This window comes from Agrobacterium sp. CFBP 3001 (genome assembly GCF_027871605.1).
GTDB lineage: Bacteria > Pseudomonadota > Alphaproteobacteria > Rhizobiales > Rhizobiaceae > Agrobacterium > Agrobacterium leguminum.
In genome coordinates this window covers 725870-744838 of sequence record NZ_JAQAHD010000001.1, presented here as the reverse complement: position 1 = coordinate 744838, position 18969 = coordinate 725870, and the positions used below count along the sequence as shown (strand labels likewise).

The window sequence follows — 18969 nt, the reverse complement described above, 5'->3', positions numbered from 1 at the left end:
CCTCAGGCGAACTGGCTGAGGCCCGGAACCGAGGCGATCACCTGATCGACAACCTCATCACCCGCATGCTGGCGGGCAACGGAGATGGTTTCCTTGGCGAGCGTGGAAATCTCGCTCATGCCGAGGCCCTGGCTCATCAGCTGCTGGCCCAGCCCCATGATGCCGCCGCCGCCGATCGCGCTCATCAGGCCGCCGAGCAGACCGCCGCCGCCGGCACCTTCGCCATTATACTGCGCCACCAGTTCGCTGGCGCCGGGAATGGCTTCGATCATGCGGGCGATCGGGCCGTCTGCAGCCTCGCGCTGGAGAAAACCGAGAATCATGCCAATGGCCTTTTCGGCCAGTTCGGGGCTTATTCCCGCCTTCTCGGCGATCTGGCTTACGACTTCGTTCATTCTTGCCTCCTGTTGAAAAACGACGCCAACATCGAATAACTGACGTTAACGTCAACGTAAAACAATATCATGCCGCATTCAAGCGGCCAGGGTCAGGTGCGGCAACTTTCATCAAGCGGTTTTTATTCATCGCCATCAAGCAGTTGTTGCGCCTTGAAACTGTCCTTATAAGATCATCACAACCAAGCTATGAAAAGGCCGCTATCGTCAGAAGTGGCCGCAACATGGTAGTGACGCTTTAAATTCGGAGATGACTTTTGCAAAATCCACCGCGATTTTAAGGGTCATGCACCAGCCGCAGGAGAAAATGGTCGATGTTGCAGGACGGACAGCTCTATATCGGGACCAGCCGCAATCCGGACGACAGCCTGAACAAGGGCGAATATCTGGAGCTGAAATTCGGCAACCGCCACGGCCTCATCACCGGCGCGACGGGAACCGGCAAGACCGTGACGTTGCAGGTGCTGGCCGAAGGTTTTTCCAAGGCCGGTGTGCCGGTTTTCTGCGCCGACATCAAGGGCGACCTTTCCGGCATCGCCGCGCAGGGCGAAGCCAAGGACTGGGTGCAGAAACGCGCCGAACAGATTGGCTTCACCGATTTTGCCTATGGCAAATCGCCGGTGATCTTCTGGGATCTCTACGGTGAAAAAGGCCATCGCGTGCGCGCCACCATCGCCGAAATGGGGCCGCTGCTGCTCGCCCGGTTGATGGATGCTTCGGAAGCGCAGGAAGGCGTACTGAACATCGCCTTCAAGATCGCCGATCAGGGCGGGCTGCCGCTGCTCGATCTCAAGGACCTGCAATCGCTCCTGAACTATATGGGCGAAAATGCGACCGAGCTTTCCAACCAGTTCGGCCTGATTTCCAAGGCCTCGGTCGGTTCGCTGCAGCGCGGGCTGCTGGTTCTGGAACAGCAGGGCGCGGCGAATTTCTTCGGCGAACCGGCATTGAAGATCGCCGACATCATGCGTGTGGGCACGGATGGGCGCGGCACGATTTCGGTTCTCGCCGCCGACCGGCTGATGATGAACCCGCGCCTTTACGCCACCTTCCTGCTCTGGATGCTTTCGGAACTGTTCGAAGAGCTGCCGGAAGTGGGCGACCCGGAAAAGCCGCGTCTGGTGTTCTTCTTCGACGAGGCGCACCTGCTCTTCAACGACGCGCCGCGGGTGCTGGTGGAACGTGTGGAACAGGTGGTGCGGCTCATCCGCTCCAAGGGCGTCGGCGTCTATTTCGTGACGCAGAACCCGCTGGACGTGCCGGAAACCGTTCTCGCCCAGCTCGGCAACCGCGTGCAGCACGCGCTTCGCGCCTATACGCCGCGAGAGCAGAAGGCGGTGCGCACCGCGGCCGACACCTTCCGGCAGAACCCGGCCTTCAACACCGCCGACACCATCACCACGCTCGGCACCGGTGAGGCGCTGATTTCCACCCTGCACGACAAGGGCGCACCTTCCATCGTCGAGCGCACGCTGGTACGTCCGCCATCCGGCCGTGTCGGGCCGCTCACCGATGCGGAGCGCAAGTCCCTGATCGATGTGAGTCCCGTCGCCGGGCAATATGACAAGGATATCGACCGGGAATCGGCCTTCGAAATCCTCGCCGCCCGTGCCCAGAAGGCTGCCGATGCAGAAGCTGCCAGACGTGCGGAGGAAGAAAACGCCGCCAGCCAGTCCGAGAGCGCGTCCGGCCGCTGGCGCCTGCCCGGCTTCGGCGATGAAGAACCCGCACCGGCCTCCACCGGCTCGCGCAATGGCGGCGCACGCAAGACCGGATACCAGCGCGAAACGGTGATCGAGGCGGCTATGAAAAGCGCGGCCCGCTCGGTTGCAACCTCGGTCGGCCGCGCCATCGTGCGCGGGATTCTCGGTAGTTTGAAGCGATAGAAACGGATACGCCGCCCGCCCTCGATGGGGCGGACGGCGCTTGTTTGGCGGAACTTACTTCTGGCGATAGAAGATCATGCCGCCGTGATAAAGCACATCGTCGACGAATTCGCCGTCGGCGGTGAAGCCGGTATCGTCCCAGTAGTCGATATGGTTTCCCTTCACCTCATACCGCCCCTGATAGGCGCTTTTGCGGTTGCCCCGCGCCTCGTCATAGCGGCCATTGGGCAGAAGTTCCTGGCGAATGTGGCCATCGCCGGTGACCCACATGCCGACATAGGGATGGTTCCGGGTTTGAGCCGTTTCGGTCATATTCACGTCCATGGCGTTGCTCGTTTTGCTGGAGCCCGTATCGGTGGAAGCCGTTGCGAGCAGAAGCGCAACAGATGTCGAAACAATGTTCATTGCCAATCCTCCTTAAGCGGCGGTGGGGCGGACGACGATCTCATTGACGTCCACATCGTCGGGTTGCTCGATGGCGTAGCGCACCGCGCGGCCGATGGCGTCGGGCTTCAGGGCGATGGCCCGATAGGTCTGCATCAGTTCCGCAGCGGCGGGATCGGTGATGGTGTGGGCAAGTTCGCTTTCCACCACACCGGGGTGAATGCAGGTGACCCGCAGGTCGCGGTTTTCCTGCCGCAGCCCGTCCGAAATCGCCCGCACCGCAAATTTCGTCGCGCAATAAACCGCAGCCGTGGGCGAAACGGCGAGCGCACCGATGGAGGCGATGTTGATGATGTGGCCGGAAGCGCGGGCGGTCATTTCGGGCAGAACTGCGGCGACGCCATAAAGCACGCCCTTGATGTTGACGTCGATCATGCGGTCCCATTCGTCGACCTTCAAGGACGACATCAGCGACAACGGCATGATGCCGGCATTGTTGACGATGACGTCGACCTGCCCGAACGCCTTGCGCCCTGCCTCCGCAAACGCCTCGACGCTCTGTCTGTCCGTCACGTTCAGCGGCTGGATGACGACCTCGGCGCCCTTGCCGCGCAATTCTTCGGCAAGCGCCTGCAAGCGGTCCATGCGGCGCGCGCCCAGCACCAGCTTCGCCCCGGCCGCGGCCAGTTCCCTTGCGATACCCTCACCGATCCCGCTCGATGCACCTGTGATGAGAACGACTTTATTCAATGTCATGGCTTTCTCCTTGGTGTCATGGCCGGCTTTTTCTGGAAGCGGCCATTGCGGAGAAGATAAAGCTTGGGCATTGTCGTGATAACCGCCTCAATCATAACCTCAGCGGGTAGAACTTCTAACCAATGAATATCGATCTCAACGCGCTTTCGACATTCTGCATGGTTGCCGAGGAGCGCAACTTCCGCGCCGTTGCAGACAGGCTCGGCGTAACCCGCTCCGCCGTCAGCCAGACCATTCGCAAGCTTGAAGAAACGATGGGAATAGCGCTGGTGCAGCGCACGACGCGCAGCGTCAGCCTGACGGAAGCGGGACAGCAGCTTTATGCGGATGTCTCGCCATCCATCGGCACTCTCGTTGAGGCTGCCAATGCCGCGTCGTCCCTGAGCGGCGCCGTGCGCGGGCAGTTGCGGCTTGCGGTTTCCTCGATAGCCGAGCGTTTTTTATCCGGGCCATTGCTTGCGCGCTTTGCGGAAATACATCCCGAAGTGCAGCTCGATATCGTCGTGACGGACGAGGAATTCGATATCGTCGCCGAGCACTACGATGCCGGCGTGCGTCTTGGAGAGCTGATCGCGCAGGACATGATTGCGGTTCCGGTTTCCGCTCCGCAACGACAGCTCGCCGTCTGCTCGCCGCGCTATCGGGACCGCTTCGGCCTGCCGGCGCAGCCCCGCGAATTGATAGGGCACAGGTGTATCGGCTGGCGACCCCGTCCGGGTGTGGCGCCATACAGGTGGGAATTTGCGGAAAACGGCCGCGAATTCGCGGTGGCGGTGGAGCCGGCCTTCACCACCAACGACATGCAGCTGATGATCAAGCTGGCCTGCGCCGGTGCGGGCATCACATTCGGTATGGAAGAGACGTTCCGCCCCTATCTGGAAAGCGGGCAGCTCGTTTCCATGCTGGAAGACCATTCCCCGAGCTTTGCGGGATTTTATCTCTATTACCCCAGCCGCCGCAATCTTGCGCCGAAGCTGCGCGCCTTCATCGATCACGTCCGCCTGTCGAGAGAGCGGTAATCTGCCGGAGCGAGCCCCGGCAGATTGTTAGAAAACAGGGCTATTTCCTCTGCGAAACCAGCGAGAAATAAGCGCCCTGCGGATCGACGCAATTGACGATCCAGCTTTCGCCGGGAACCTCCATCGGGCCGTTGACGACCTGGCCGCCGCCGGTGCTGACGCGGGTGATGGCGTCATCGATACCGTCCACATTGAAGTAATAACCCCAATGGCAGACGGGGACCTGCGGCATGCGTTTCATCATGCCGCCGACAGCCTTGCCCTTATGGGCGAAGATACGGTACGGGCCCATGTCGCCCATGTCGAAATCATGGTCCTTGGTCCAGCCGAACACATCGCCATAAAAGGCCATGGCCTCGTCGACATTATCGGTAAAGAGCTCGTGCCAGCCGACATGGCCCTGCTTTTCCTGCATATCCTCGGGGAAACCGCCGGTTTCCATCGGCAGCGGCGTCATGATGCAGAGCACCGCACCGAAGGGATCCGCGACCACGGCGAAGCGGCCGATTTCGGGAATATCCTGCGGCGGACGCCTGACCGCGCCGCCCTTTTCAGCGAATTGTTTCGCCGTGGCGTCCACATCGTCGACATCGACATAGGCGGTCCAGTTCGGGGGAATGCCCTGGCCCTTGTGCTCGTCGGTCAGCTCCATGACGCCGCCCATGCCCTTGCCATCGGCCTCCAGCACCAGATAGGGCATTTCCGGCGAGCCGAAATCCTTGGTCTGCCAGCCGACGACATGACCATAAAAGCGGGCTGCCGCTTCCATGTCGGGCGTCATCAGCTCGACCCAGATGAATTTTCCATGTGTATCGGACATTGTCGTCTCCTATGGAGGGTTTGGCGGGTATGTTTCGGCAAGCGACCGCCGCAGGATGCGGCGGCGCCGGCGGTCTTCGGATGAATTTTCGCAGGGCCTCAGGCCTTGCGGCGGAATTCCGATGTCATGAAGGTCTTGAATGTGCCGTCCGGCTGCCTGACGCTGCCGGAAAAGCTGCGGTGATTGTCGTCATGCAGCACCAGCACGTCATGATAGGTATCGGTGCGGCCGGAACCGTCGAAGGCGGGGCCTTCCGCTTCCAGCGTCAGGGTCTTGCCGTCCTCTTCCAGCCAGCCCTTGTAGACCCAGAGATTGGTCATCATCGACCCTACCCAGGTGCCGACGAAATTGCCCTTGGCCGGGTCGAAACCGACCGTGATCACGGCCGTCATATCCGTGCCGTCGGGCATCTTGCCGGTGCCGTTGCCGATGATCCACAAGCCACCGACGGAGCGGACGGTCTCGGTGAATTGCTGCGACGGGTCGTCGGCATCGTAGCCCTCATGGCCGGAACTGGACGTCATGACCCAGTCTCCGACGATCCTCTTGAGGAACTCATGTTCCTTCTGCGGCTTGGCGATTTCCATTTCCATTGTTGTTTCCTCCTCGTCGTCCGTTTTCAGTGGCAGCAGGCTGCCGCCTTCGGCGCGTCCTCATACTGGTCGTGGCGGCGCACCCAATCCATTACCTCCTCTTCGTTACGGCCTTTTGGCACCAGATCGAGCAGCATCAGCGTGCCGAGCGTCTGTTCCGCGCCGCGGGCGTAAGTGGAGTAGGTGTGGTAGATCTTGCCGTCGTCGCCCTTGGCGAAAACGCTGATACCGTGCAGGTCCTTCAGGTCGCCATAGGGCGCCATGTCACGGTAATTATAGGTGATTTCACCTTTGGCCATGTCCTCGTCGCGGAACGAGGCCTGATAATCGTAGTTGAAATCGCTGCCTTCGGCCGAAACCCAGGGGAATTTCCAGCCCATGCGGTTCCTGTAGCTTTCGATCTTCTCAAGCGGCGCGCGCGACACCGCAACGAAACCCGCATCGCCGTGCTTGAGGTGGATCAGCGCGCCATCGACATGATCGGCAAAGAAGGAGCAACCGACGCAGCCCTCCTCCCAGTCCGGCGCCAGCATGAAGTGATAAACGATGAGCTGGCTGCAGGTGCCGAACAGTTCCTTCAGCGATTTGGGGCCGGAAGGGGCATCGAAGATATAATCCTTCGTCACTTCCTCCCACGGCAGCGCACGCCGGGCCTCGTTCAGCCTGTCACGGGCGCGGGTCAGTTCCTTTTCCTTCACCAGCAGATCGCGGCGGGCCGCAAGCCACTCCTCTTTCGAAACGACGGGATGAGACATGATCTTTCCTCCTTGGATCCGTCTTTCACCACGGCACCGCCCCGCTTTGACGGTGGGCGCCGGCTATTTCTGTGCTGAAAGTCAATAAACAGTCTGCGGGGACATCAAGTTCCGCTTGACTAATTAGGTTGATATCAACATATTTATCCCATGTCAAACGCCAGCGTGATTCCTTTTTCGACAACTCTTTTCGTGCGGGATGCCTGTCTGTGCCTGCATGCGCAGCGCGCCGCACGGGCATTGGCGCGGTTGTTCGACAATGCGCTGAAGCCGGTTGGGATCACCAATGGACAATTTTCGCTGCTGATGTCGCTCAACCGGCCGGAGCCGCCGCCGATGGGACCGGTCGCCAATCTTCTGGCCATGGACCGCACGACGCTGACGGCGGCGCTGAAGCCGCTGGAGCGGCGCGGGCTGGTCAGCATCGAACAGGACCCGAAGGACAAGCGCGGCAAGCGGCTGCGGCTGACGGCGGACGGCATGGCCGTGCTCGCCGCCGCCTTTCCCATCTGGGAACAGACCCATGCCGAAATCGAAGCCCGCATCGGCAGCGGCGACCCCGACCGGCTGCGCCGTGACCTTATCGACCTCGGCTGACAGGATTGACGGCATGGCGCCACTTTTGTCGGCGACAATGTCATCCGGCCGTCGTGCCGGGGAGCGACACTACGAAGAAAGCGCAATCAAGGAGGAATGATCATGCGTGCAATCGTTTTTGTAAAAGCCACCAAAAGCAGCGAAGACGGCGTCATGCCCACGACCGAGCTGATCGAGGCGATGGGAAAATTCAACGAGGAACTGGTCAATGCCGGCATCATGCAATCCGGCGACGGCCTGCATCCCTCCTCCAAGGGCAAGAGGGTTGTGTTCGACGGCGACAGCCGCACGGTGATCGACGGCCCCTTCCCGCACACCAACGAGCTGGTCGCCGGCTTCTGGATCTGGACTGTGAAGGACATGGACGAGGCCGTGGCCTGGGTGAAACGCTGCCCGAACCCGATGCTGGAGCGCAGCGAAATCGAAATCCGCCCGATGTTCGAAATGGAAGACTTCGGCGACGCCGTAACGCCGGAAATCGCCGCGCATGTCGAAGAACTGCGCGCGCGTGTCGCGAAGCAATAAAGGCCGCTCAGCCGAGCGCCGGATTAAAACAGGAGAGTGCGGGCTTGCCGCATTCTCCCCCACCGCCTGCCATTGCAAAAGCCGTTGCCTCGAACAACCGCCGCTGTTAATGGTGAAGCGGTTCAACCCGTTTCAAGAAAGGAGGCTTCGCATGGATATTTCCTGCTTCTGGCGCAATCGTCAGCTCTGCCACCTTTTTGCCCTGCGGACACGTTTGCAGGGCTGACCGGAACACCAACACTCTGGTTTGCCCAAAAGGCCGCGCAGAATGCAGCTTGTCTGCCGTTGCGCATGTTTTCACGACGGATCACCCCAAACCGAAACCCCGTACTGCCTGCGGCAGACCAAGGTTCGTCAACGGGTCCGTCTTGCCAGAGACGACTTCATGACCATCATCACGCTTCGAAACCTCGGAATCATTCTGGGCAAGCCGCTTTTTTCCAGTCTCAGCCTCACGGTGAATGCGGGAGACCGCATCGGCATCGTTGCCGCCAATGGCTGCGGCAAATCCACCCTTCTCCATTGCCTTTCCGGTGACATGGAGCCAACCAGCGGCGATATCACCCGGCTGCGCGGACTGACGCAGTCCATCGTCCACCAGCATCTGCCCGCCCCGTTGATGGAACGGACGATGCGGGACGCCGTGCTTTCCGCCTTGCCGGCGGATACGGTCGACAGCGAGAGCTGGCGCGCCGACATTATTTTCGACGCCATGCTGGTGCCGGAGCCGTTCCGGGAGCGCCGCCTGAAAGAATTGAGCGGCGGCTGGCAGAGGCTTGCCATGCTGGCGCGGGCGTGGATCACCGAGCCGGATGTGCTGCTGCTCGACGAGCCGACCAACCATCTCGACCTCGAAAAGATCAATGTGCTGGAAAACTGGCTCGGTGAATTGCCGCGCGATACGGCTGTCATCATCGTCAGCCATGATCGCGCCTTTCTCGACAATGTCACCAGGAGCACGCTGTTCCTGCGGCCGGAAAATTCGGCGCTGTTCCGGTTGCCCTATGGCCACGCACGGGCGGTGCTGGAAGAAGAGGATGCCGCCGATGAGCGGCGTTTCCAGCGCGACATGAAAACCGCCCAGCAATTGCGCCGTCAGGCCGCCAAGCTGAACAATATCGGCATCAATTCCGGCAGCGATCTTCTGACCGTCAAGACCAAGCAATTGCGTGAGCGGGCGGAAAAGATCGAGGAAAAGGCCCGGCCCGCCCATATCGAGCGATCCGCCGGCAAAATCCAGCTCGCCAATCGCGGCACCCATGCCAGGGTTCTGGTCACTCTGGAAGATGTGCCGGTCTCGACGCCAGACGCGACAGTGCTGTTTCGCACCGGCCGGCAATTTGTCCGTCAGGGGGACCGCATCGTCATTCTCGGCCGCAACGGCGTCGGCAAGACACGGCTGATGTCGCTTCTGCAGGCGGCCGTATCGGGCGCAGGCCAGATAGACGGCATCAAGGCCACGCCCTCGCTGGTGGCCGGATATGTCGACCAGTCGCTCGCCGAGATCGATGACGACAGCACGCCCGTTTCGCTGCTATCCCGCCGCTTCGATATTGGCGACCAGCGCATCCATGGCCTGCTTGCGGGCGCGGGCATCAACATGGAAATGCAGAAACGCCGCATCGCCGCGCTTTCCGGCGGGCAGAAGGCGCGGCTTGCCATGCTGGCGCTGCGGTTGGCGGAGCCGAATTTCTACCTGCTGGACGAGCCCACCAACCACCTGGATATTGAGGGGCAGGAAGCGCTGGAGGCGGAAATCATCAGCCGTGAGGCCAGCTGCGTGCTTGTCTCGCACGACAGGAGTTTCGTGCGGACGGTCGGAACCCGCTTCTGGCTGATCGAAAAGCGCAGGCTGGTGGAAGTCGATGATCCGGAAGGGTTTTTCGCCTCGGCCTGATGGTCTTGAAAAGCAAACGCCCGTCAGCCCAAAAGGCTGGCGAGGCGTGGATCGCTGGCGAAATCCAAAACCGCAAAACCCGTTCTGCGCATCGGAAATTCGCAGAGCGCCTGCACCCCCGTTTTCGACAGGTGGATACGCCAGCTCATCCGCTCCACCGGCGTCTTCGCGGCAAAAGCCTTCGGCGACAGAACAGCGATGTTGAGGCCGCCGGCGGGGTCGCGTACCGAGCGATAGAGGATAGCCTCGATCTTCGCCAGACGCGCCTGATCGGCCAGCGCCTGGCATGGCTCGTAATTCTGCAGATCGGTCCACAGGTGAGCATCCCGGCTCAGTTCCGGTTTCGTCAGGTTGAGCGCCGCATCGGTGGCGATACGGGCGGCGAAGGCGGAATAGTCGGCGGGATTGGCGGGCAGCGGCGTGCCCGGCGATTCGGCATAAAACAGCAGCCGGTAAAAGGCCATTTCGGCGAGCGCCGTCTCCACCTTCTGGGCGGCGTAATAAACGCCTTCGGTATAGCCCGCGCGGCGGAAGCGCGAACCATGCGGATAGGCGGCTCCATACCGGAAGGGCGTGGCGAGAAGATAATCGAAACCGGCGCATTCCGGCGGAAACGGCCGCTTGCTCGTCTCCAGAATATCTTCCAGCAGCGATTGCTCCTCCACCGTATCCACCAGTTTCATGGTGGAGACCTGATGCTGCGCTTCCACCAGCCGCCAGTATTTTCCCGATACGGCGCGTTTTTCAGACAGGAGCGCGTCGGGCGTCCAGATAGGAGAGGACATCGATCAATCCGGTAATGGTGGTCAGTTTGTCGGCAGGCACGGCGTTCAGCGCAACATTGTGATTGCGCAGCCAGTTTTTCGCCACGGCCTCATCGCCGCCGGCAATCGCATCCAGCGAGCGGAAAACCCGGATCAGCAGCACCGCCAACTCGAAGGATTTGGCGCCCGGCTCCAGCAGGAAATCGAGCCGTTTCATGCGCGACACGGTGGGGGCGGAAACGCCGAGAATATCAGCCGTGCGCGCGGCATTCAGGCCCAGCCGCTCGGCGGCGGCGATAACGGCCTTGGTGACGACCCTGCCCTGCGAGGCGGTATCCATGGCGCTCTTGGCGTGAATATTCATGGCGCATATCCTTTCCTTGGAAAGAATATAGCATTTTTCTTTCTGAAAACAAGAAGGCCGGGATGAACCCGGCCCCATTGTTCAGATAGATAATTACACGAATTCGATCAGGCCACTGAGACCGGCACTTCCGTGGAGGTGCGCATGGCGTGGCTGTACGGGCAAACGATGTGAGCGGCGGCAACCAGCTTTTCGGCGACTTCGCGCTCAACGCCCGGAATATTGGCCTTCAGCGACACTTCGATGCCGAAGCCGCCGCCGTCTTCGCGTGGGCCGATGCCGACGGTTGCCGTCACAGTCGTGTCTTCAGGAATCTTTACCTTTTCCTTGCCGGCAACGAATTTCAGCGCGCCCAGGAAGCAGGCGGAATAACCGGCTGCGAAAAGCTGTTCCGGATTGGTGCCACGGGCGCCATCGCCGCCCAGCTCCTTCGGAACGGTCAGCGTCACGTCGAGAACGCCGTCTTCCGACTTGGCGTTGCCGGCGCGGCCACCGGTGGCGGATGCTTTGGTCGTGTAGAGAATGGGCATGACATTTACTCCTTCGGGTTGGTGTTGGGCATCTTATAACGCAAAATTAAATTGTGCGCAATATAGTTTTGCGCATTGAATGAAATTTTGTTTTTTGCGATAATTTTCACGAAATTTCGCCGCGCATCCATGCGGCAGGAACCGAAAGCGGGGGCTGATTGTTCCCTTCCCGGTTGATTTTGGAGCAGGAAAATGGACGCAGAGGGCGACGAGAAGAAGATGGAAAGCCTGTTGAGGCTGGACCAGCAGATATGTTTTGCCCTTTATGGCGCGGCACACGCCTTCACGCGCGCCTATAAGCCGCTGCTCGACCCCATCGGGCTGACCTATCCGCAATATCTCGTCATGATGGCGCTATGGGAAAAAGAGACATCCACCGTCAAGGCGCTCGGCGAAATGCTGGGCCTCGATTCGGGCACGCTGTCGCCGCTGCTGAAAAGGCTAGAACATGCGGGGCTGATCACCCGCAAGCGCGGCACGGTGGATGAGCGGCAGGTGCTGGTGGCTCTGACGCCGAAGGGCGCGAACCTCAAAAAAGAGGGCGTGAAGATCATGGCGGCAATCGGCAGCGCCACCGGCTGCGGGCTGGAAGAGCTGGTGCAGATTCGTGACCGGGTGAATGCGCTGAAGGACAATCTCAGCCGTCAGTGATCTCGAAAAAACAGGGCGCAACATTTCCACGTCATGCCGGACTGGATCCGGCATCCAGCCACGGCGCGTCTGCGCCGTGAAAGAGTCTTTTGCGATCAAGGACTTGATCGCGCTGGACCCCGGATCAGGTCCGGGGTGACGGTGTGCGGATGAGACATTTTCGCCCATCGTTTCGCCACCGGGAGCAATACCAGGCGGCCCCAGAGGCCGCCTTCTTATGCAAGGGAAGTCCGGCTTACTGCCAGACCACCACACGCGCCTTCTGCGGCACGCGGTCGTAAAGATCGATGACGTCCTGGTTCATCAGGCGCACGCAGCCGGAGGAGACGGCCTTGCCGATGGAGTTCCATTCCGGCGAACCGTGCAGGCGGTAGAGCGTGTCCTTGCCGTTCTGGAAGATATAAAGGGCGCGGGCGCCGAGCGGGTTCTTCAGGCCCGGCGGCATGCCGCCGTTCTTGGAGGAATATTTGACCAGCTCCGGCTGGCGGGCGACCATTTCGTCCGGCGGGGTCCATTTCGGCCACTTCTGACGCCACTGGATGACGCCCTCGCCCGACCAGGCGAAACCTTCGCGGCCGATGCCGACGCCATAACGCATGGCGCTGCCGCCCTGCTCCACCACATAAAGGAAGCGCGAGCGCGTATCCACAACCACGGTGCCGGGACGTTCGCCGGTCGGGTCGACAACCCGCTGGCGGTAATAACGGCGGTCGATTTTCTGATAGGGGACGGCGGGAATGACGTAACCGCCATCCTCAACCGAGCCGTACATGACGGCCAGTTCCGCATCGCTGACGCCCGGCGAGAACATCTGCCGGAAATCGCTGCCGATGGCGCTCGCCTGCTGGCGAATGGCGTCTCCCGTGCCCGACGAGGCGCAGCCTGCGAGAAGCGAAGCGGAGGAGATGCCGAGAAGGGAAAGGAAGGTGCGTCTGGAAAGATCTGTGTCGGTGCTTGTCATAAGGCCGGTTTGTCCCACATTTCGAACGGCTATATCGCCGTTGTACGTCATTTGTTCCGTTTCATGCGTATTGCGAAAATAGTTAACCGACCGCTAAAAGCCAGTCACAAGGCGCTGGCGGAATGGGTCCAATATCTCTTTCTTTTAGAACGTGTTCAGATAACCACAATCTGCGCCCCCTGCGGCACACGCTCGTAGAGATCGATCACATCCTGATTGAGCATGCGCACGCAGCCGGAGGACGTCGCCTTGCCGACGGATTGCCAGTCCGGCGTGCCATGCACGCGGTAAAGCGTGTCCTTGCCATCCTTGAAGATATAAAGGGCACGCGCCCCGAGCGGGTTGTTGAGACCGGGCGTCATGCCGCCATTGGCGGCGGAGATGGAGGCGAGCTCCGGCTGGCGCTTGACCATTTCATCGGGCGGCGTCCAGCGCGGCCATTTCGCCTTCCACTGGATCTTGCCGCGGCCCGACCAGGCATAACCGTCGCGCCCCAGCCCAACGCCGTAACGGATCGCCTTGCCGCCGGATTGCACGAGATAGAGAAAATGCTGTCTGGTATCGACGATAATCGTGCCGGGGGCTTCCGCCGTCTGGTAGCTGACTTCCTGCCTGAGATAACGCGGATCGATGCGGCCATAGGGAATGGCCGGCAGCGAGCGGTCCTCATCGCGGATCGGGCCATACATGACCCGGTGCAGCGGATTGGAGACAGGCAGGCCATAGGCCATCGTCTGGCCCTGCGGCTGCTGCGCGTTAGAACCCTGCACCTGCGGGGCTTGCAGCCCCTGCCCGCGCACCGGCGGACCGTATTCCTGATGGAAGCGGGTTCTGAACAGATCCGGCGGGCGCGTCGAAAGCTGGCCCGGCTGCGGCGGCAGTTCCGGCTGGCGATTGGAGCTGACGGAGTTGAAATTGAATACCGGCGCCGTTTCCCTGACGAAAACATCCGGGTCCATCCGGGTCGTATCCGTCACGAAAAGGCAGCCGCTCATGAGAGGCAGCAGGGCAAGCCCCGCCAGAGAGGCCGCCCGGCGACCGTTTTTCAAAAGGAGTGCTATCATCTGAACCGCTTCATGGAATCCAATCTGCCGGCATGATGGACCGCGCGGCTGGCGCGAGGCTGGCGTCAGTTTTTCAAAAAAAATCGAAAAACCGCATTTTTGCTCTTGAAGCTCTAGTTGCTAGAGGTGCCAGATTGGCTGTCGACTGGAATTCAGGAGCGGAAACCATGAATATTTCGACAGGCATAAACATCAAGGGCAAAGACGGGGAGCCACTGACCTTCTCCGTTGGCGGCATGGATTGCGGCAGCTGCGCGGCGAAAATCGAAACCGCGCTTTCCCGCCTGCCGGGCGTTGCCGACGTCAAGGTTTCCGTTGCACGCGAAAGGCTGAACCTTTCGCTGGCCGAAAGCAAAACCTCGGTCGAAAAAATCGAAGACACGCTGCGCAAGCTCGGATTCAAACCCGCTTTGCTGCCACAGGAGAAAGTCTCCCGCGTAAAAGTCGAAGCGGATCATCACGGCCACGGCCATGATGACCACGATCATTCGTCCTGCGGCGGCCACCATGCCGATACCGGAGCGAGCGCCGACAGCAGCAATGCGCTGACCTTTTCGGTCGGCGGCATGGATTGCGGCAGCTGCGCGGCCAAGATCGAGACCGCGCTCTCCCGCCTGCCCGGCGTTGCCGACGTCAAGGTTTCCGTTGCGCGCGAAAGGCTGAACCTTTCGCTGGCCGAGAGCAAAACCCCGGTCGAAAAAATCGAGGACACGCTGCGCAAGCTCGGTTTCAAGCCGGCCCTGCTGCCGCAGGAAAAGACCGCGCGAGAAAAAGCCGCAGATCACAATCACGATCATGACCACGGATCATGCAGCGGCCATCACCACGACCATGACCATTCAGATCATGACCATTCAGATCATGACCATTCCGCGCACGATCACGCGTCCTGCGGCGGGCATGATCATGACCACTCCAAGCATGACCATTCTGGTCACGATCATTCGGGCCACGACCATGCGGGCCATTCGCATGGTTCCGCTCCGGCGGCTGCAGTGCAGAGCGGGGAAGTAGGACACGCCCATGGTGCGGATGAAAAAGGCGCTTGGTGGCGCACCGCAAAGGCGCGCAACACCTTCACCGGCACCGTTCTGGTCGCCATCGCCTATGCGGCGGAACTGAGCTTCCCGGCATGGGGCGGTTACGCCTTTATCATCGCCACGCTGGTCACGCTTTTCCCGATCGCGAAGAACGCCTTCAACGCCGCCCGTTTCGGCGCGGTCTTCACCATCGAAATGCTGATGACGATTGCCGCCATCGGCGCGATCATCATCGGCGAGGCGGAAGAGGCGGCCATCGTCGTGCTCCTCTTCTCCGTTGGCGAATTGCTGGAAGGTTTCGCCGCCGCCCGCGCCCGCTCGGGCATCAAGGCGCTCGGTTCGCTGCTGCCGAAAACGGCGCTGGTGGAGGAAAACGGCGCGCTGCGGCAGGTCGCGGCCGATCAGGTGCGCATCGGCCAGGTGGTCGTGGCGCGTCCCGGCGACCGCATCGCCGCCGATGGCGTTGTCATGGAAGGCCAGTCCAGCGTCGACGAATCGCCGATGACCGGCGAGAGTATTCCCGTCGCCAAGGAAAAAGGCGCACGCGTCTTTGCCGGCTCGATCAACCATGACGGCTCGCTACGCATCCGCGTCGACCGCGCGCCGGAAGACAACACCATTGCCCGCATCATCACGCTCGTCGAGGAAGCGCAGGATGCGCGTGCGCCGACCGAGCGTTTCATCCAGAGCTTCTCGCGCTATTACATGCCGCTGATCGTGGCGATCTCGGTGCTCACCATCATCGTGCCGCCGCTTGTCGGCCTCGGCGACTGGGATACGTGGATTTATCGCGGTCTCGCCCTGCTGCTGATCGGTTGCCCCTGCGCGCTGGTCATTTCGGTTCCCGCGGCCATCGCCTCCAGCCTTTCGGCCGCGGCACGCCACGGCATGCTGGTGAAGGGCGGCGCGGTCATCGAAATGCTGGCGCGCACCGAAACCGTCGCCTTCGACAAGACCGGCACGCTGACGCTCGGCGAACCTGTCGTGACCGACGTGGTGGCGCTTGACGGCAACGACGCAGAGCTGATTGCGCAGGCCGCAACCATCGAGCACGAATCGAGCCATCCGCTCGCCCGCGCCATCGTCAATCATGCCGAAAAGCTGGGCGTGAAGCCCCTGCCCGGCTCCAACATCAAGGCGATTTCCGGTCGCGGCATGCAGGGCAATGTCGGCGGGAAAGACCTGTTCATCGGCGCACCGCGTTTTGCGACGGAGGTCGGCACCCTCTCGAAGGATCTTGCCGACCGTATTTCCGCGCTGGAAAGCGAAGGCAAGACGGTGGCGGTCGTGATGACCGGCGGCGCGGCAAGCGGTCTTTTCGCCATGCGCGACGAGCCGCGCAAGGACGCGGCCGAAGGCGTGAAAGCGCTGAAGGAAATGGGCATTTCCTCGCTGATGCTGTCGGGTGACAATGCCCGCACGGCGCGCGCCATCGGCAACAAGCTGGGCCTTGAAGCGCGCGGTGAACTGCTGCCGCAGAACAAGGTCGAGGAAATCCGCAAGCTTGCCGAAAAGAAGACCGTGGTGATGGTGGGCGATGGCATCAACGATGCGCCGGCCCTTGCGGCGGCCAGCGTCGGCGTCGCCATCGGTTCCGGAACCGATGTTGCGATGGAAGCGGCGGATGCGGCGCTGATGCGCAACAATGTCGGCGACGCCGCCCGCCTGATCGGCCTGTCGCGCGCCACCATGAGCAATATCCGCCAGAACGTGACCATCGCGCTCGGCCTGAAGGCGGTCTTCCTTGTCACCACCGTCACCGGCGTTTCGGGCCTGTGGCTCGCCGTTTTCGCCGATACCGGCGCGACGGTTCTGGTGACCGCCAATGCCATGCGGCTGCTCGGCTATTTCAACCGCAACAAGGGCTGACATTCCATTCGCATGCAAGACGGCCGGGTCTCGTCAATCGAGGCCCGGCCGTCTCATTTACGGCATATTGACAAACTAATTGCGTCCAATAAATACCGCGTACCGCCGTTTCCACGTGCGTGACAATCGATTCCACGCGCAGGAGCGCTGAACTTGGCAAAGCATGGCTATAACCGCATCGCGTACCGCGCGATCAAGATCGGTGGAAACATCGCCAAGGTCATCTTTTCCATCGATTTGTTCATCCGGCCCGGCAGAAGAAAAACGCTTCCGCAATATCAGCCAGCCAGACGCAGCCCGAAATCGGAAAAGGCCATTCCCCGCATCATCTGGCAGACGAATTACTCCAACCGGGTAACGACGCCGATCTATGCGAATTTCCTGTTCAACCGTTGGCTGACGCCGGAATTCGAATATCGCTACCATGATGACGAGGCGTGCCAGACCTATATCGACCGGCATTTTCCCGGACGTTACGCCGACGCCTTCCGTCGCCTGCAGGTGGGCGCCGCCAAGGCGGATTTCTGGCGTATTCTGGTGCTTCTGCAGGAAGGCGGCATCTATCTCGATATCGATTCCAATTTTGCGGCCCGCCCCGAGGATGTGATCGGCTCGCAGGAAGAGGCCGTTTTCATCGCCATGAAAAGCGGCGAGATCACGAATTACTTCATGGCCTCCAGGCCCGGCCACCCGGCGCTCAGGCTGATGGCCGACCGTATTTCCCAGAATATCGAAGATGGAACGCTCGCCAGCGTCTATGACATGACCGGCCCGACGGTGGTGCATGCCGTCGTCAAGGAGCTCGGCCTGCCGGTCCGCAATTACCGCGAAATGTGCACCCAGGGGCAGTTCACCAATAAGCGCGCCCAATATGCCGACAAAAAAGACGGCGCATGGTGGGCGGAGCAGGCAAAGACGTCCATCGTCAAGAACTAGGGCATCTGCGGCAAACGTGCGAAGCGGTTTTACCGGACGTGCTCCTGAACCTCAGACGTTCCTAAACAGCGGCACAGTTCGCATTTCAAACAAAGGCGTTGAAAAGGCGGATGCTTTCCTCGACCGCATGCGGCACCACGCCGTTATGGGTGCCGGGCAACAGCTTCCTGTCGACCTTGAAGCCGGATGTCAGGGCGCGATCCACGAAAAGCTGGTGATCGGCATCGAAAGGCCGCTCCTCCGTGCCGCGTAGAAGCAGCGCCGGACATTTGAGGCTGGGGCCGAAACAGACGGAGGAGCGCATGATGAATTCGCGCTCGTCGGTCTCGTCGAAACAGATCTCGTCGCTATAGCGGTTGAAATAACGCCAGGAATTGACGCCGGCGGAGATGGGTGCTGCGGCGCGGAACCTGCGGCTCATGGCGGCCAGAAGCGTCAGCGTGCCGCCATTGGAATGGCCGGCGATGAAGAAGCGGTTTCTGTCGATACCGGGAAGGTTTTCCAGATAGGTGGCCGCCGCCAGCGCATCCGCCGTTTCGTCGTAGAAACCGGAATAATTGCCGCTTTGGCCGTTTTCACCGCGGAAGGACGGCAGAAGCACGACATAGCCCGCTTCCCAATAGGGCTTCATCAGCGCCCAATGGCCGTCTCCGGTGGCGTTGCCGCCATGAAGAAAAAGTACGGCGGGCTTCAGCGTTTTTGACGGCTGGTAATGGGAGAGCCAAGCGACAAGTTCGATGGAGCCATCCGGCCCGCCGGGATAGGTGACCCGTTCCGCCCCGGGCGGCGTGCCGAGCGCCGAGGATTTTTCCGGCGCAGCCATTTTTCGCAAGAGATGGGTGTGGAACCGTTTGCGCGCCTCCGCATAATCCTGCCGCTCCAGCGGCAACACCTCGGGCGCGGCAATGCCCGCTTTCGCACGGGGTGGTAAAAATGCGGCCGCCGACAGCCCCATGGCGCCGGCCAGAAGGCTTCGCCGGGTCAGGCTCGGCAAGACGGTGCCGCTCTCTTCCTGTCCGAAGGCTGAGGAAAGAAAGCGTTTGTTTGCCATATGGTCACCTGAAGGGATGGTTGTAACAGCAGTTCAACACTGCGGCGGGAGGCTGTCCAATCACGGATTCGCGAATGACAACAATGTATTCGCAGCCATCATGGCAATTTCT

21 protein-coding genes are annotated in these 18969 nt (G+C 61.0%); 9 read left to right on the top strand and 12 right to left on the bottom strand.

The window, feature by feature from the left end:
• Nucleotides 1–2: 2 nt before the first annotated feature.
• Nucleotides 3–395, bottom strand: a complete 393-nt coding sequence (locus PH605_RS03665) for a hypothetical protein (RefSeq protein ID WP_065654256.1) — start codon at nt 393–395, stop codon at nt 3–5.
• A 314-nt stretch (nt 396–709) separates the two neighbouring features.
• Between PH605_RS03665 and PH605_RS03660 the strand changes: the two genes are divergently transcribed.
• Nucleotides 710–2281, top strand: a complete 1572-nt coding sequence (locus PH605_RS03660; RefSeq protein ID WP_078051104.1) for a helicase HerA-like C-terminal domain-containing protein — start codon at nt 710–712, stop codon at nt 2279–2281.
• Nucleotides 2282–2335: 54 nt separating this feature from the next.
• Here the strand turns inward: PH605_RS03660 and PH605_RS03655 are convergent, their stop codons facing one another.
• Both PH605_RS03655 and PH605_RS03650 read right to left on the bottom strand, forming a co-directional pair.
• On the bottom strand, nt 2336–2686 hold the full coding sequence (locus PH605_RS03655; RefSeq protein ID WP_142843902.1) for an Atu4866 domain-containing protein: 351 nt from the start codon (nt 2684–2686) through the stop codon (nt 2336–2338).
• A gap of 12 nt (nt 2687–2698) precedes the next feature.
• Nucleotides 2699–3421: an SDR family oxidoreductase gene (locus PH605_RS03650; protein WP_142843903.1), complete on the bottom strand. Its 723-nt coding sequence runs from the start codon at nt 3419–3421 to the stop codon at nt 2699–2701.
• Nucleotides 3422–3543: 122 nt separating this feature from the next.
• Between PH605_RS03650 and PH605_RS03645 the strand changes: the two genes are divergently transcribed.
• Entirely contained in the window at nt 3544–4440 is an 897-nt protein-coding gene (locus tag PH605_RS03645; RefSeq protein ID WP_142843904.1) for a LysR family transcriptional regulator, read from the top strand.
• A gap of 40 nt (nt 4441–4480) precedes the next feature.
• Here PH605_RS03645 and PH605_RS03640 read toward each other — a convergent pair whose 3' ends face one another.
• The 3 genes from PH605_RS03640 to PH605_RS03630 all read right to left on the bottom strand — a co-directional run bounded on the left by PH605_RS03640 (nt 4481) and on the right by PH605_RS03630 (nt 6608).
• Nucleotides 4481–5260 (bottom strand): VOC family protein, encoded by a 780-nt coding sequence (locus tag PH605_RS03640; protein WP_125144681.1) that lies wholly within the window; start codon nt 5258–5260, stop codon nt 4481–4483.
• A gap of 98 nt (nt 5261–5358) precedes the next feature.
• On the bottom strand, nt 5359–5853 hold the full coding sequence (locus PH605_RS03635) for a DUF1579 domain-containing protein (protein WP_020813114.1): 495 nt from the start codon (nt 5851–5853) through the stop codon (nt 5359–5361).
• 26 nt (nt 5854–5879) lie between these two features.
• Nucleotides 5880–6608: a DUF899 domain-containing protein gene (locus PH605_RS03630; RefSeq protein WP_065654261.1), complete on the bottom strand. Its 729-nt coding sequence runs from the start codon at nt 6606–6608 to the stop codon at nt 5880–5882.
• A gap of 150 nt (nt 6609–6758) precedes the next feature.
• Between PH605_RS03630 and PH605_RS03625 the strand changes: the two genes are divergently transcribed.
• The 4 genes from PH605_RS03625 to PH605_RS03610 all read left to right on the top strand — a co-directional run bounded on the left by PH605_RS03625 (nt 6759) and on the right by PH605_RS03610 (nt 9627).
• On the top strand, nt 6759–7205 hold the full coding sequence (locus tag PH605_RS03625; protein WP_003522235.1) for a MarR family winged helix-turn-helix transcriptional regulator: 447 nt from the start codon (nt 6759–6761) through the stop codon (nt 7203–7205).
• A gap of 102 nt (nt 7206–7307) precedes the next feature.
• A complete protein-coding gene (locus PH605_RS03620) occupies nt 7308–7730 on the top strand; it encodes a YciI family protein (RefSeq protein WP_003522234.1) in 423 nt (140 codons plus the stop codon).
• Nucleotides 7693–7956, top strand: a complete 264-nt coding sequence (locus tag PH605_RS03615; RefSeq protein WP_142843905.1) for a hypothetical protein — start codon at nt 7693–7695, stop codon at nt 7954–7956. The genes PH605_RS03620 and PH605_RS03615 overlap by 38 nt, the downstream gene beginning before the upstream one ends.
• A 159-nt stretch (nt 7957–8115) precedes the next feature.
• On the top strand, nt 8116–9627 hold the full coding sequence (locus PH605_RS03610; RefSeq protein ID WP_142843906.1) for an ABC-F family ATP-binding cassette domain-containing protein: 1512 nt from the start codon (nt 8116–8118) through the stop codon (nt 9625–9627).
• Between the two features lie 23 nt (nt 9628–9650).
• Here PH605_RS03610 and PH605_RS03605 read toward each other — a convergent pair whose 3' ends face one another.
• From PH605_RS03605 to PH605_RS03595, 3 genes are all read right to left on the bottom strand, one after another.
• Complete coding sequence (locus PH605_RS03605; RefSeq protein ID WP_161987638.1) at nt 9651–10412, bottom strand: RES family NAD+ phosphorylase; 762 nt, start codon at nt 10410–10412, stop codon at nt 9651–9653.
• A complete protein-coding gene (locus PH605_RS03600) occupies nt 10372–10755 on the bottom strand; it encodes an MbcA/ParS/Xre antitoxin family protein (protein ID WP_142843907.1) in 384 nt (127 codons plus the stop codon). The genes PH605_RS03605 and PH605_RS03600 overlap by 41 nt, the downstream gene beginning before the upstream one ends.
• A gap of 107 nt (nt 10756–10862) precedes the next feature.
• Nucleotides 10863–11285, bottom strand: coding sequence for an organic hydroperoxide resistance protein (locus PH605_RS03595; protein ID WP_003509379.1), 423 nt, complete (start codon nt 11283–11285; stop codon nt 10863–10865).
• A 192-nt stretch (nt 11286–11477) separates the two neighbouring features.
• Between PH605_RS03595 and PH605_RS03590 the strand changes: the two genes are divergently transcribed.
• Nucleotides 11478–11936 (top strand): MarR family winged helix-turn-helix transcriptional regulator, encoded by a 459-nt coding sequence (locus PH605_RS03590; RefSeq protein ID WP_078051112.1) that lies wholly within the window; start codon nt 11478–11480, stop codon nt 11934–11936.
• Between the two features lie 235 nt (nt 11937–12171).
• Here PH605_RS03590 and PH605_RS03585 read toward each other — a convergent pair whose 3' ends face one another.
• Entirely contained in the window at nt 12172–12897 is a 726-nt protein-coding gene (locus tag PH605_RS03585; RefSeq protein ID WP_065654265.1) for a L,D-transpeptidase, read from the bottom strand.
• Nucleotides 12898–13052: 155 nt separating this feature from the next.
• Nucleotides 13053–13961, bottom strand: coding sequence for a L,D-transpeptidase (locus PH605_RS03580; RefSeq protein WP_078051114.1), 909 nt, complete (start codon nt 13959–13961; stop codon nt 13053–13055).
• A gap of 167 nt (nt 13962–14128) precedes the next feature.
• Here PH605_RS03580 and PH605_RS03575 point away from each other — a divergent pair, with 167 nt between their 5' ends.
• Nucleotides 14129–16870, top strand: a complete 2742-nt coding sequence (locus PH605_RS03575; RefSeq protein WP_142843908.1) for a heavy metal translocating P-type ATPase — start codon at nt 14129–14131, stop codon at nt 16868–16870.
• A 153-nt stretch (nt 16871–17023) separates the two neighbouring features.
• The gene (locus PH605_RS03570; protein WP_161987640.1) at nt 17024–17806 is read left to right on the top strand and encodes a glycosyltransferase family 32 protein; all 783 of its coding nucleotides are present in this window, start codon (nt 17024–17026) and stop codon (nt 17804–17806) included.
• Nucleotides 17807–17891: 85 nt separating this feature from the next.
• Here the strand turns inward: PH605_RS03570 and PH605_RS03565 are convergent, their stop codons facing one another.
• Entirely contained in the window at nt 17892–18857 is a 966-nt protein-coding gene (locus tag PH605_RS03565; RefSeq protein WP_142843910.1) for an alpha/beta hydrolase family protein, read from the bottom strand.
• Between the last annotated feature and the right edge of the window lie 112 nt (nt 18858–18969).

What these genes read in the sequence shown, in the direction of transcription:
- PH605_RS03660 (WP_078051104.1), top strand. Translation starts at nt 710, where the DNA reads ATGTTGCAGGACGGACAGCTCTATATCGGGACCAGCCGCAATCCGGAC.
- PH605_RS03585 (WP_065654265.1), bottom strand. Translation starts at nt 12,897, where the DNA reads ATGACAAGCACCGACACAGATCTTTCCAGACGCACCTTCCTTTCCCTT.
- PH605_RS03645 (WP_142843904.1), top strand. Translation starts at nt 3,544, where the DNA reads ATGAATATCGATCTCAACGCGCTTTCGACATTCTGCATGGTTGCCGAG.
- PH605_RS03565 (WP_142843910.1), bottom strand. Translation starts at nt 18,857, where the DNA reads ATGGCAAACAAACGCTTTCTTTCCTCAGCCTTCGGACAGGAAGAGAGC.
- PH605_RS03595 (WP_003509379.1), bottom strand. Translation starts at nt 11,285, where the DNA reads ATGCCCATTCTCTACACGACCAAAGCATCCGCCACCGGTGGCCGCGCC.
- PH605_RS03650 (WP_142843903.1), bottom strand. Translation starts at nt 3,421, where the DNA reads ATGACATTGAATAAAGTCGTTCTCATCACAGGTGCATCGAGCGGGATC.
- PH605_RS03630 (WP_065654261.1), bottom strand. Translation starts at nt 6,608, where the DNA reads ATGTCTCATCCCGTCGTTTCGAAAGAGGAGTGGCTTGCGGCCCGCCGC.
- PH605_RS03610 (WP_142843906.1), top strand. Translation starts at nt 8,116, where the DNA reads ATGACCATCATCACGCTTCGAAACCTCGGAATCATTCTGGGCAAGCCG.
- PH605_RS03575 (WP_142843908.1), top strand. Translation starts at nt 14,129, where the DNA reads ATGAATATTTCGACAGGCATAAACATCAAGGGCAAAGACGGGGAGCCA.
- PH605_RS03655 (WP_142843902.1), bottom strand. Translation starts at nt 2,686, where the DNA reads ATGAACATTGTTTCGACATCTGTTGCGCTTCTGCTCGCAACGGCTTCC.
- PH605_RS03665 (WP_065654256.1), bottom strand. Translation starts at nt 395, where the DNA reads ATGAACGAAGTCGTAAGCCAGATCGCCGAGAAGGCGGGAATAAGCCCC.
- PH605_RS03580 (WP_078051114.1), bottom strand. Translation starts at nt 13,961, where the DNA reads ATGATAGCACTCCTTTTGAAAAACGGTCGCCGGGCGGCCTCTCTGGCG.
- PH605_RS03590 (WP_078051112.1), top strand. Translation starts at nt 11,478, where the DNA reads ATGGACGCAGAGGGCGACGAGAAGAAGATGGAAAGCCTGTTGAGGCTG.
- PH605_RS03600 (WP_142843907.1), bottom strand. Translation starts at nt 10,755, where the DNA reads ATGAATATTCACGCCAAGAGCGCCATGGATACCGCCTCGCAGGGCAGG.
- PH605_RS03605 (WP_161987638.1), bottom strand. Translation starts at nt 10,412, where the DNA reads ATGTCCTCTCCTATCTGGACGCCCGACGCGCTCCTGTCTGAAAAACGC.
- PH605_RS03620 (WP_003522234.1), top strand. Translation starts at nt 7,308, where the DNA reads ATGCGTGCAATCGTTTTTGTAAAAGCCACCAAAAGCAGCGAAGACGGC.
- PH605_RS03635 (WP_020813114.1), bottom strand. Translation starts at nt 5,853, where the DNA reads ATGGAAATGGAAATCGCCAAGCCGCAGAAGGAACATGAGTTCCTCAAG.
- PH605_RS03615 (WP_142843905.1), top strand. Translation starts at nt 7,693, where the DNA reads ATGTCGAAGAACTGCGCGCGCGTGTCGCGAAGCAATAAAGGCCGCTCA.
- PH605_RS03625 (WP_003522235.1), top strand. Translation starts at nt 6,759, where the DNA reads ATGTCAAACGCCAGCGTGATTCCTTTTTCGACAACTCTTTTCGTGCGG.
- PH605_RS03640 (WP_125144681.1), bottom strand. Translation starts at nt 5,260, where the DNA reads ATGTCCGATACACATGGAAAATTCATCTGGGTCGAGCTGATGACGCCC.